10 protein-coding genes are annotated in these 12,173 nt (G+C 54.2%); 6 read left to right on the forward strand and 4 right to left on the reverse strand.

Features of this window, described 5'->3' with window-relative positions:
• Positions 1-36: 36 nt before the first annotated feature.
• Positions 37-1,605, reverse strand: a complete 1,569-nt coding sequence (gene msrAB / locus RDY34_RS04000) for a bifunctional peptide-methionine (S)-S-oxide reductase MsrA/peptide-methionine (R)-S-oxide reductase MsrB (protein ID WP_308074464.1) — start codon at positions 1,603-1,605, stop codon at positions 37-39.
• A gap of 145 nt (positions 1,606-1,750) precedes the next feature.
• Here msrAB and ftsY point away from each other — a divergent pair, with 145 nt between their 5' ends.
• Together ftsY and RDY34_RS04010 are read left to right on the forward strand one after the other, a co-directional pair.
• A complete protein-coding gene (gene ftsY / locus RDY34_RS04005) occupies positions 1,751-3,259 on the forward strand; it encodes a signal recognition particle-docking protein FtsY (protein WP_372340210.1) in 1,509 nt (502 codons plus the stop codon).
• Between the two features lie 289 nt (positions 3,260-3,548).
• Positions 3,549-3,815, forward strand: a complete 267-nt coding sequence (locus RDY34_RS04010) for a DUF3079 domain-containing protein (RefSeq protein WP_118997857.1) — start codon at positions 3,549-3,551, stop codon at positions 3,813-3,815.
• A 618-nt stretch (positions 3,816-4,433) separates the two neighbouring features.
• On the opposite strand, the gene yccS is transcribed toward RDY34_RS04010, so the two are convergent.
• The 3 genes from yccS to pilT all read right to left on the reverse strand — a co-directional run bounded on the left by yccS (position 4,434) and on the right by pilT (position 9,134).
• Positions 4,434-6,584 carry a YccS family putative transporter gene (gene yccS, locus RDY34_RS04015; RefSeq protein ID WP_308074465.1) on the reverse strand — a complete coding sequence of 717 codons (2,151 nt, stop codon included), beginning with the start codon at positions 6,582-6,584 and terminating at the stop codon, positions 4,434-4,436.
• Between the two features lie 116 nt (positions 6,585-6,700).
• Positions 6,701-7,927, reverse strand: a complete 1,227-nt coding sequence (locus tag RDY34_RS04020; RefSeq protein WP_301911189.1) for a PilT/PilU family type 4a pilus ATPase — start codon at positions 7,925-7,927, stop codon at positions 6,701-6,703.
• A gap of 163 nt (positions 7,928-8,090) precedes the next feature.
• Entirely contained in the window at positions 8,091-9,134 is a 1,044-nt protein-coding gene (pilT, locus tag RDY34_RS04025) for a type IV pilus twitching motility protein PilT (RefSeq protein ID WP_308074466.1), read from the reverse strand.
• Positions 9,135-9,251: 117 nt separating this feature from the next.
• Here pilT and RDY34_RS04030 point away from each other — a divergent pair, with 117 nt between their 5' ends.
• From RDY34_RS04030 to dksA, 4 genes are all read left to right on the forward strand, one after another.
• Positions 9,252-9,938, forward strand: coding sequence for a YggS family pyridoxal phosphate-dependent enzyme (locus RDY34_RS04030; protein ID WP_025457531.1), 687 nt, complete (start codon positions 9,252-9,254; stop codon positions 9,936-9,938).
• Positions 9,938-10,345: a hypothetical protein gene (locus RDY34_RS04035; protein ID WP_002257091.1), complete on the forward strand. Its 408-nt coding sequence runs from the start codon at positions 9,938-9,940 to the stop codon at positions 10,343-10,345. Before RDY34_RS04030 ends, RDY34_RS04035 begins: the two co-directional genes overlap by 1 nt.
• Positions 10,346-10,348: 3 nt before the next feature.
• The gene (gene proC, locus RDY34_RS04040; protein ID WP_081462529.1) at positions 10,349-11,185 is read left to right on the forward strand and encodes a pyrroline-5-carboxylate reductase; all 837 of its coding nucleotides are present in this window, start codon (positions 10,349-10,351) and stop codon (positions 11,183-11,185) included.
• Between the two features lie 146 nt (positions 11,186-11,331).
• Positions 11,332-11,748, forward strand: coding sequence for an RNA polymerase-binding protein DksA (gene dksA / locus RDY34_RS04045; RefSeq protein WP_025457529.1), 417 nt, complete (start codon positions 11,332-11,334; stop codon positions 11,746-11,748).
• Positions 11,749-12,173 lie beyond the last annotated feature (425 nt).

The raw sequence follows: 12,173 nt of genomic DNA on the forward strand, positions 1-12,173 counted from the left end.
CAGACGGCATTTTGTCGGGTTAGGCGGCGACGAGGCTTATTTCACTTTGCCTTTCAACGCGCCGTAGCCTGCCGCGTCCATTTGTTCCAGCGGGATGAATTTCAAGCTCGCGCCGTTGATGCAGTAGCGCAGTCCGCCTTTGTCGCGCGGGCCGTCGGGGAAGACGTGTCCCAAGTGCGAGTCGGCGGCGTGGCTGCGCACTTCGGTGCGGCGCATGTTGTAGCTGAAATCGTCGTGTTCGGTAACGGATTTTGCATCAATCGGGCGCGTGAAGCTCGGCCAGCCGCAGCCAGAATCGTATTTGTCGGCGGAGCTGAACAAAGGTTCGCCGCTGACAACGTCCACATAAATGCCGGGTTTGAACAGGTGGTCGTATTCGTGGCTGAAGGCGTATTCGGTCGCGCTGTGTTGGGTCACTTGATACTGCTCTTCGGTCAGGGTGCGTTTGAGTTCGGCATCGCTCGGTTTTTTATACGTCGCCGCGTCGAAGCCTTTGCCTTGCGGGGCGGTTTTGGTTTTGCCCGGCAGCGGTTCGTCGGCTTTGCGGATATCGATGTGGCAGTAGCCGTTGGGGTTTTTAATCAGGTAGTCCTGATGGTATTCCTCGGCATCGTAAAAGTTTTTCAGCGGCTCGTTTTCGACGACGAGGGGAAGTTTGTATTTTTGCTGCTCGCGTTTGAGCGCGGCGGCGATGACGGTTTTTTCGGTAGGATCGGTGTAGTACACGCCGCTGCGGTATTGCGTGCCGGTGTCGTTGCCTTGTTTGTTGAGGCTGGTCGGATCGACGACGCGGAAATAATATTGCAGGATGTCGTCGAGGCTGAGTTTGTCGGCATCGTAAGTCACTTTGACGGTTTCGGCGTGTCCCGTATGGCGGTAGGACACGTCTTCGTAGCTCGGATTTTTCGTGTTGCCGTTGGCGTAGCCGGATACTGCGTCAACCACGCCGTCGATGCGTTGGAAATAGGCTTCCAAGCCCCAGAAGCAGCCGCCGGCGAGGTAGATGGTGCGCGTGTTCATGATTTTTGAATCCTTTTTCTGTGTGTCGGGTTTGTAGAACGAATGTTTCAAACTGCCCAAATCGGCATTCGGGTCGCGGATTAACGCCAATGCCTGCGCTTCATTGATGCTGCCTTTGACGATGCGCTGTACGTCGCCGTCTTTACCGATTAACGCCCACGAGGGGTAAACGCTGATGTTCAGGCTTTGGGCAATCGTGCCGCCGTTGTCGGTAACGACGGGCAGCTTGGGATAGTTCAAACCGGCATACCATTTTTGGAAGTCGCCGTCTTTTTTCTCGTGCAGAAAACCGGGCGAAGCGACGGTAATCAGGTTGGCGGAACTGAATTTTGCATTTTGCGCCCATTTTTCGGTCTGTCCCAGTTCGGACAGACACAAAGGACACCAGCTCGCCCAAAATTTAATCAGCGTCGGTTTGTCTTTTTTCAAATAAACATCGGCGGGGCGGTTGTCTGCGGTTTTCAAAGTGGATAAAGTGTGCGGCACGGTCGCGGCTTCGGCATCGGCGATTTTGGGCGAACAAGCACCCAGCGCAAACAGGCAGCCGAACTTGGCGCAAAGGGAAAAGAAAGTACGGGGTTTCATTTTGATGTTTCCTGTGTGGACGGTTTGTATGATTAGACGTTTGAGATGCCGAAACCTTACAGCCCGGATTTTCAGACAACCTTGCCGCGTAAAATACGCTACAATACTCCCTATTTCAAGTTTCTAAAATTAAAAGGAAAATTCAATGTTCAGCTTCTTCCGTCGCAAGAAAAAACAGGAAACTCCGGCTCCAGAGGAGGCTCAAATTCAGGAAACCGCAGCAAAAGTAGAATCTGAAGTTGCTCAAATAGTTGAAAATATTAAAGAAGATGCTGAATCTTTAACGGAAAGCGTCAAAGGGCAGGTCGAATCGGCTGTTGAAACCGTCAGTAGTGCGGTTGAACAGGTAAAGGAAACTGTTGCCGAGATGCCGTCTGAAGCAGAGGAAGCGGCTGAAAAAGCAGCGGAACAAGTCGAAGCGGCGAAAGAAGCTGTTGCCGAAACCGTCGGCGGTGCGGTTGAACAAGTAAAGAAAGCCGTTGCCGAGATGCCGTCTGAAGCGGCTGAGGTTGCGGAAAAAGCAGCGGAACAAGTCGAAGCGGCAAAAGAAGCTGTTGTTGAAACCGTCAGCGGTGCGGTTGAGCAGGTTCAAGAAGCCGTTGCTGAAATGCCGTCTGAAACAGTTGAAAAAGTAGAAGAACACCTTGAAGCGGCAAAAGAATCGGCTGTTGAAACCGTCAGCGAGGCTGTCGAGCAAGTTCAAGAAGCCGTTGCGGAAGCCGTTGCGACAACTGAAGAACACAAGCTCAGTTGGGCCGCGCGTTTGAAACAAGGTTTGACCAAATCGCGCGACAAAATGGCGAAATCGCTGGCCGGCGTGTTCGGCGGCGGACAAATCGACGAAGATTTGTACGAAGAGCTGGAGACCGTGTTGATTACCAGCGACATGGGCATGGAAGCCACCGAATACCTGATGAAAGACGTGCGCGACCGCGTCAGCCTCAAAGGGCTGAAAGACGGCAACGAATTGCGCGGCGCGTTGAAAGAAGCCTTGTACGACCTGATTAAGCCCTTGGAAAAACCGCTGGTCTTGCCCGAAACCAAAGAGCCGTTTGTCATCATGCTTGCCGGTATCAACGGCGCGGGCAAAACCACGTCTATCGGCAAACTTGCCAAATATTTCCAAGCGCAGGGCAAATCCGTATTGCTGGCGGCAGGCGACACCTTCCGCGCCGCCGCGCGCGAGCAGCTTCAAGCTTGGGGCGAGTGCAACAACGTAACCGTGATTTCGCAAACCACAGGCGATTCCGCAGCCGTTTGTTTTGATGCCGTCCAAGCCGCCAAAGCGCGCGGCATCGACATTGTGCTTGCCGACACCGCCGGCCGCCTGCCCACGCAGCTTCACTTGATGGAAGAAATCAAAAAAGTGAAGCGTGTGCTGCAAAAAGCCATGCCCGACGCGCCGCACGAAATCATCGTCGTGCTTGATGCCAACATCGGGCAAAACGCCGTCAACCAAGTCAAAGCCTTTGACGATGCGCTGGGGCTGACGGGGCTTATCGTTACCAAACTCGACGGCACGGCAAAAGGCGGCATCCTCGCCGCCCTTGCCTCCGACCGCCCAGTTCCCGTCCGCTACATCGGCGTGGGCGAAGGCATAGACGATTTGCGCCCGTTTGACGCGCGCGCGTTTGTGGACGCACTGCTGGATTGAGCCGAAATGCCGTCTGAAAACGGCGGATTGGTGTTTTCGGGAGATAGTGGGGATTGGCGGAATCGGTGGGCTTCAGACCACCGATTCCATTGATCCTATCAATTCATACCAACTCCCAAAAAATGCGAACGCCCCTACGCGCCTGACACATTTACCGTATAAAATACCGAAACCGCCTCATACGGTATTTCACAAACCTTAACACCCGCGCGTAAAAACCGTATAAACCCGAAACTGCCGTTGCCGCATCCCCTATAATTTCATCCAATAAAAAAACGAGGCACATATCATGGCAAAAAAATTCCCCATATTCCCAAAAAATCCGGAGCGCATCTGCTGGGGGTGCGACAAATATTGCCGTGAAGACGATTTACAGTGCGGCAACGGCTGCGAGCGCATCCAACACCCCATTGAGTTGGACGGGCGCGAGTGGTACAAAAAAGGCGACTGGAGCAACCTCTTGAATGAAGCCCAGCAAATCGAGCTGGGCTTGAAAGAACCCCCGAAACCCGCCAAACCCCATATCAAACTCCCCCTCAAAAATAAAACCGCCTGATGCATTCCTATGAAAATGCCGTCCGAACAAGCTTCAGACGGCATTTTTTACGGCATACGCACAGGTTTGCCGTTATTCCGCACCTGCCCGAATTTTCAGACAAAACCGCGTCGGCATGCCGACCCACGCCATAATAAGATTGGTGATTGGATACGGTAGGGGTAATACCTTGTCAGAAATTAAGATGCCGTCTGAAACAATTTCAGACGGCATTTTTTATTTTTGGGCGCGTTTTTTATTCCTGCCTGTTTTTCCCATGCCGCCGCCTGCCGCGCGCAGGCTGTAGGGTAGGCTTCAGCCCACCAATCTCACCATTTCCATCAATCCCACCGTCTCGACCAACTTCATCACTTCACAACATCATCGAAAACACATGACATTGTGGGCAAATCGTTGAAACAGTCGTAATCGGCAGGCAGGAATCCCTTTCTTCCGTTTGTGTTTTTGAGTTGATGAAGATGGTGGGAATCGGTTGGGTGTTGGGGTTGGTGGAAATGGTGGGCTGAAGCCCACCCTACAGCTGCCTCCCACCTACGCATTTACCCTGCGCAAAGCCTTATCCACTATCTTGCAACCTGTCTGACAATCTGTCCTCTCTTACAAAATGCCGAAACTTTTTCAGGCTGCATTTTGGGGCTGCCTGTGCGGAATTTGTCGGTAGGCGCGGTAGTAGGGTTCGAGCTGTCGGGCGATGAGTTGGAGCTGTTGGAGGAGGATGTGGCTTTGTGTTCCGCTGCTGTGGGTGCGGAGGGTGTCGAGTTCGCCACGCAGTGTATCCAATGCCGTCTGAAAGTCGTCGGGTTCGGTTTCGGGCAGGTGTTGGAAGATGTGGGCGGTGTGTTCGGCGGCGAGGTGGAACTGTGAGGTAAAGTCGGGGCTGCATTCTTCGTGCATTTCGCTGCGGTATGCGCCGAGGGCGGAGATGTAGCCGGTCAGGGCGTAGCCGGTTTTGAGCAGGGTAAAGCCGGGTTGCAGGCTGTCGGCGAATTTTGCGGGTTCGCTGCTCATGTCGGAAAGGGTGCTGCTGAGGGCGGCGGTGTGTTCGTGGGCGCGGCGGCGGGTGGCGCGGTATTCGACGTCGTCGGCTGTTTCGCCGCTTTTGAGGCGTTCGGCAATTTTTTCGAGATAGGCGCCGTTGCTGCATACGGCAAGGGCGGCGGTGCGTTCGAGCGTGAGGTATTTCCAGTCTGGCCACAGGTAGCTGACCGCCGCCCAGGCAAGGGATGCGCCGATAATGGTGTCGATGATGCGCACGGGCATGGCGGCGTATACGTCCAACCCTGCGAGGGAGAGGCTGGTCAGCGCCTGAATGGTGATGAAGAAGGTGGAGAAACTGTATTTGTAGGTGCGGGTCATGAAAAAGAGGGTGGTACTGACGATGACGATCCAAAGCTTGGTTTCGACAGACGGGGTGAAGTAGGGGACGAGCGAGCCGACGATTACGCCGAGTACGGTGCCGGCGATACGTTGGTACACGCGGCTTTTGGTGGCGGTGTAGTTGGGTTGGCAGACGAAAAGGGCGGTCAGTAGTATCCAGTAGCCGAGGTTGAGGTTGAGGGCTTCGACGATGGTGCAGGCGGCGGCAACGACAAGGGACAGGCGGACGGCATGGCGGAATACGCCCGATTCGAGGTTCAGCTGCGGACGGATTGCCTGCCAGGTGTTTTTGAAGCTGCCGGTTTCGAGGGCGGCGATGCGGGTGTCGCCCATGCGGTCGTTTTCGGCGGGGGAGTCGCTGTGTTGGAGTTGGCGGAACTGCTGGTCGACGCTTCCGAGGTTGTCGAGAAGACGGCGCAGGTGGCGGATGTCGGGGCTGTCGTTGCCGTCTGAAAGGAGGCGCAGCGATTGGCGGCAGCCTTCGATGGCGCGGCCGAGGCGTTTGCTGTAAACGTAGTCTTTGCTTGCGCGCAGGGCTTGGGCGGTGTTGCGGCAGGCTTGTCCCTGCATTTCGAGCAGGCGGTGGATGCGGAAGATGATGTCGGTGTTTTTGAATTTTTCGGACATCTCTTGGTAGTCGACGTGGGCGGAGCTGATGCGTTCGTGTATGTCTTGGGCGGCGAAGTAGTAGCGCAGCATTTTGGCGGTGCGCGGGTGGCGGTGTTTGCCGCGAAGGCGGTAAAACAGGGCGGAACGGCATTGGTTGAAGGCGGTGATGACGCCTGTGTTGCTCATGGCGAGGTCGATGTGGCGGTTGCCTATCCATTCGGCTTCGTCGGGGTCGAAGAAGTCGGCTTTGGCTTCGAGGTAGCCGCCGAGTGCGTCGTAGGCGTTGGCGACGCTTTCTTGGACAGGGCGGTGGGGCAGGACGATTTGGAACAGGAGGATGGCGGTGCTGTACAGTACGGTGCCGCACAGAATCATAAAGGGGTTGGTCAGCCAGTAGGTTTCGGGGGTGTAGGTAAGCGTGGTGTAGGTGGCGACGGCGAGTGCGCCGAAGGCGAAGGTGCGGTATTTGAGTCCGACTGCGCCTAAAATGGTGAAGCCGAAGGTCATCAGGGTCATGGCGAGGATGAAGGGCAGCCCTGTGCCGAGGGTGCTTTGCGCCGTGAGCGAGGAGAGGGTGAATAGGGCGACGGAGGCAATGATGTTTTTCAGCCGTCCGGTCAGGCGGTTGTCCAAATCGACCAGGCCGCCGGCGATGATGCCGAGTACGAAGGGCATGGCAAGCTTGGGTTCGCCTAGCTGCCAGACGATGGAGGCGGCGGTAAAGACGCTGGCGAAAACGGGAAGCGAGGTAATGAGCAGAGGCTTGAGGGGTGGGGTTTTCATGGTTTTACCGGTTTATTGTTATGAAGTGAATAAAGTGTAGCACATGAATGGGGCGGATAAAATCATGCCGTCTGAAAACGGGGATGCGGTTTTCAGACGGCATTGGGTTTTGCGAATCAGGAAACGAGGTTGAGACCGTTGACCCTGTCGTAAAGGAGTTCGGGCATTTTGCCTTCTTCGTACAGTTGGATGTGCAACCGCAGGTTGTTGGCGGAAACGGACTGGCGCAGGGCTTCTTCGTAACTGATGATGCCGTGACGGTACAGTTCGAAAAGGTTTTGGTCCATCGTCTGCATGCCGTCGGTTTTGGCGGTTTCCATGATTTTATTGATGTTCATCAGGTCGCCCTTCAGGATGAAGTCTTGGATGGCGGGTGTGTTGATGAGCAAATCGACAACCGCCGTCCTGCCCGTTTTGTCTTTTTTGAGGGCGAGGCGTTGGCAGACGATACCGGACAGGTTGAGGGCGATGTCGATCAGTATTTGCTTGTGCTGTTCTTTGGGGTAGAAGTTGAGTATGCGTTCGAGCGACTGCGGCGCGGTGTTGGCGTGGAGCGTAAAAATGCACAGGTGGCCGGTTTGGGCGAGCTGCATCGCGTATTCCATATTTTCCCTGCTGCGGACTTCGCCGATGCAGACCACGTCGGGGGACTGGCGCATGGCGTTTTGTACCGCCGTCTGCCAGTTTATGGTGTCGACGCCGATTTCGCGCTGGGTAAAGATGCAGCGGCGCGGTTTGTAGATAAACTCTATCGGGTCTTCGATGGTAACGATATGGCCGGGCAGGGTTTTGTTGCGGTGTTCGAGCATAGTCGCCATCGTGGTGGATTTGCCCGAACCGGTAGGTCCAACGATAATCAGCAGCCCGCGCGGTGCGACGGCGAGGTCTTTGAGTTTTTCGGGCAGACCCAATTCCTGCATTTGCGGGATGATGTGGTTGATGCGCCGCAAAACCAAACCTGCGTGGCCTTGGCTGTGGTAGGCGTTGGCGCGGTAGCGCGTGCCGCTGCGCGATTGGACGGAGTAGTTGATTTCGCCGTCGCGCTGGAATATTTCCGATTGTTCGGCGTTCATAGTCGATGCGGTGATGGCGGCAGTTTCCTCGCCCGTCAGAGCCTTTTGCGGCTGCGGGGTTAATGCGCCGTTGATTTTCAACGAGGGCGGGAATCCTTTGCTGATAAGGATGTCGGACGCGCTTTGCGCTTCTGCGGTTTCGCACAAGCGGTCGAGCAGCGGGTGGAGGTGTGCGCCGATTTCGGCCGGGGTTTCAGATCGGCTTTGTTTTTTTTGAGAATACACTTGAACCATTTCGTCCAAGATGTCGTGCAGGTTATTGGTACTCATCGTTAACTTCTTTTCAGTTTAAGCCTTGCAGTTTGCGGCGGCAGGTTTCAATAGGAAGGCGGACGCTTCCTGTTCGGAAGGGTATGCCGGGCTGGATACCGCGTCCCGCCCTGCGTGTTTGCACCTTGTTTTCCCGCCGGTATGGCCGGAAGGCGGTTGTGTGTCAGAAACTCATACTTTCGCTGTTTTGCGCGCGTTTGCGTGCGACTTCCGGTGCGATCAGCCCTTGGCGCACCAGCGATTGCAGCGATTGGTCCATCGTCTGCATACCGCTCGCCTGCCCGGTTTGCAGGACGGAGTTAATCTGCGCGATTTTGTTTTCGCGGATGAGGTTGCGGACGGCGGGATTGGAAATCAGGATTTCGTGCGAGGCGACACGGCCGCTGCCGTCGCGCGTTTTCAGCAGATTTTGGGAGATGACGGCGGTCAGCGATTCAGACAGCATAGAGCGCACCATTTCCTTTTCCCCCGCCGGGAATACGTCCACGATACGGTCGACGGTTTTTGCCGCGCCGGTCGTATGCAGCGTGCCGAAAACCAAGTGTCCGGTTTCGGCGGCGGTCAGTGCCAAGCCGATGGTTTCGGGGTCGCGCATCTCGCCGACAAGGATAACGTCGGGGTCTTCGCGCAATGCGGAACTCAGTGCGTTGGCGAAACTGAGAGTGTGCTGGTGCAGCTCGCGTTGGTTAATCAGGGATTTTTTGCTTTGGTGGACGAATTCGATCGGGTCTTCGATGGTCAGGATGTGTGCCGGCTGGGTTTCGTTAATGTAGTTGATCATCGCGGCAAGCGTGGTGGATTTGCCCGAACCGGTGGGGCCGGTAACCAATACCATGCCGCGCGGCGATTCTGCGATTTTTTGGAAAATACGCGGGGCTTTCAATTCTTCCAGCGATAAGACGGTGCTGGGAATGGTGCGGAATACGGCGGCGGGGCCGCGGCCGGTGTTGAAGGCGTTGACGCGGAATCGGGCGACGTTGGGCAGTTCGAACGAGAAGTCGACTTCCAAGTTTTGCTGGTAGATTTTCCGCTGATGGTCGTTCATCACCGAAGTTACCATATTGCCGACCTCTTCCGCGCTCATTTCGGGAAGGTTGATGCGCCGCATATCGCCGTGAACCCGAATCATAGGGGATATGCCCGAACTCAGGTGAAGGTCGGATGCTTTGTTTTTAACGCCGAAGGCGAGTAAGTCGGTAATCTGCATAATGGGATATTGTCCAGTATAATGTTTTAGTTGTTCGGAGGTGTTTCCTACTTCTGAATTTTACTGCCCTGATTCTTGGGATTCAACCATTTAAGCATTTTTACCGGGGGATAATTTATGACGGTTTTGCAGGAGCGTTATCGGGAGGTGTGTGGGCGTATCGGGACGTTGGTGCTGCGGGCGGGCAGGAAGCCGCATTCCGTCAGCCTGATTGCCGTCAGCAAAACCTTCCCTTCAGACGGCATCCGCGAAGTTTACGCCGCCGGGCAGCGTGATTTCGGCGAGAACTATATTCAGGAGTGGTACGGTAAAACGGAAGAGTTGGCGGATTTGACCGACATTGTGTGGCACGTCATCGGCGATGTGCAGTCCAACAAAACCAAATTCGTCGCCGAACGCGCGCATTGGGTGCATACCGTATGCCGTCTGAAGACCGCCGTCCGGCTGAGCGGGCAGCGTCCTTTCTCAATGCCGCCCTTGCAGGTGTGTATCGAGGTGAACATTGCGGGCGAGGCGGCGAAACACGGTGTCGCGCCCGAAGAAGCGGTCGCGCTTGCGGTCGAAGTGGCGAAGTTGCCGAATATCGTCGTACGCGGCTTGATGTGTGTTGCCAAAGCCAATAGCAGTGAAACGGAGTTGAAGGCGCAATTTCAAACGATGCGGAAACTGCTTGCCGACCTCAATGCGGCAGGAGTTAAGGCGGACGTGCTGTCTATGGGGATGTCGGACGATATGCCTGCCGCCATTGCGTGCGGTGCAACACACGTCCGTATCGGCAGCGCGATTTTCGGGAAAAGGGGCTGATGGAAATTCGGGTAATAAAATATACGGTAACGGCTGCGTTGCTTGCATTTACGGTTGCAGGCTGCCGGCTGGCGGGGTGGTATGAGTGTTCGTCCCTCACCGGCTGGTGTAAGCCGAGAAAGCCTGCCGCCATCGATTTTTGGGATATTGGCGGCGAGAGTCCGCCGTCTTTAGAGGACTACGAGATCCCGCTTTCAGACGGCAATCGTTCCGTCAGGGCAAACGAATATGAATCCGCGCAAAAATCTTACTTTTATAGGAAAATAGGGAAGTTTGAAGCCTGCGGGTTGGATTGGCGTACGCGTGACGGCAAACCTTTGATTGAGACGTTCAAACAGGAAGGTTTTGATTGTTTGAAAAAGCAGGGGTTGCGGCGCAACGGCCTGTCCGAGCGCGTCCGATGGTAAAAAATGGGGAATGAATTTAGTCAGGTAATTTTGAATAGGGTAGAAATAATGAATGTTTATTTTCTCGGCGGCGGAAATATGGCGGCTGCCGTTGCGGGCGGATTGGTCAAACAAGGGGAATACCGCATCCATATAGCCAACCGGGGTGCGGAAAAGCGTGAACGTTTGGAAAAAGAGTTGGGTGTCGAAACTTCTGAAACCTTGCCGGAGCTTCATTCCGACGATGTTTTAATCCTTGCTGTCAAACCGCAGGATATGGAAGCCGCGTGCAAAAATATCCGCACCAACGGCGCATTGGTGCTTTCTGTCGCAGCCGGATTGTCAGTCGGTACGCTCAGCCGTTACCTCGGGGGAAGCCGCCGCATTGTCCGAGTTATGCCGAATACGCCCGGGAAAATAGGACTGGGTGTATCCGGTATGTATGCCGAAGCGGAAGTATCGGAAACAGACTGCAAGATTGCCGATCGAATCATGAAATCTGTCGGTTTGACCGTTTGGTTGGAAGATGAAGCGCAAATGCACAGCATCACCGGCATCAGCGGCAGCGGGCCGGCTTATGTGTTTTATCTGCTGGATGCATTGCAGAATGCCACCATCCGACAAGGGTTTGATATGGCAGAAGCACGCGCGCTCAGCCTGGCAACATTTAAAGGAGCAGTTGCCCTTGCCGAGCAGACGGGTGAAGATTTCGAGAAGCTTCAAAAAAATGTAACGTCAAAAGGCGGGACAACCCACGAAGCTGTGGAAGCCTTCAGACGGCATCGTGTCGCCGAAGCCATAAATGAAGGCGTTTGTGCCTGTGTGCGCCGTTCGCAGGAAATGGAACGGCAATATCAATAATGTAAAGAAAATAAAAAAACCAATCCAAAACGTGTTATGATGCGCGTTTTCAAAAACGCCTTAGGCAATAAGCCTTATAAAAATCAAAGGAATAAAGCTACTTTGTGGTGCTTTGTTTTTTGCGGTGAACAGAGAGGACATACATTATGGCAAAGCTGACAGAACAAGATATTTTGAATTGGAGCGGGCCGGAAGACGATTATATGAATGACGACCATTTGGCTTTTTTCCGCGAATTGCTGGTAAAAATGCAAGACGAACTCATCGAAAATGCTTCCGCTACGACAGGGCATCTCCAAGAACACGAATCAGCCCCCGATCCTGCCGACCGTGCCACACAGGAAGAAGAGTACGCATTGGAACTCCGTACCCGCGATCGGGAACGAAAACTTCTCAGTAAAATACAGGCGACCATCCGCAATATTGATGAAGGGGATTATGGATTCTGTGCCGATACGGGAGAACCTATCGGTCTGAAGCGGCTGCTGGCACGCCCGACAGCCACTTTATCTGTTGAGGCCCAAGAACGCCGAGAGAGGATGAAAAAACAGTTTGCCGACTGATAGTGGCAAACAAAATGCCGTCTGAAGCCCCAAGTTTCAGACGGCATATTCACAAAGGCGCACCAGTCAGAGGAGGGGGATTGTTGGGGGTGGTGCAGCGTTTGGTGGAAATAAAAAACCTTATCTGACAGCGACATGACGAATTTCCCCAAAAAAATCCCGCTGAAAGCATTGACCGTTTTCCCCTTCGGGCGTATAGTTCGGTTCTTCGCTGCTGCTGAAGCGGCGGACGAACTGAAAAGTATAGCACAGAATGTTGGGGATATCGAGAGATATCTTGACAGGCGGAAGAAATACTTTATAATTCGCAATGCTCTTTAACAAAACAGATTACCGATAAGTGTGAGTGCCTTGAGCCTCACACTGTTTGAAAGACAGACAAGATAATGTTTTGAACATTGTCCTGTCGGTTTCTTTGAAGCAGA

The organism is Neisseria polysaccharea, from assembly GCF_963392925.1.
Classification (GTDB): Bacteria; Pseudomonadota; Gammaproteobacteria; order Burkholderiales; family Neisseriaceae; genus Neisseria; species Neisseria polysaccharea.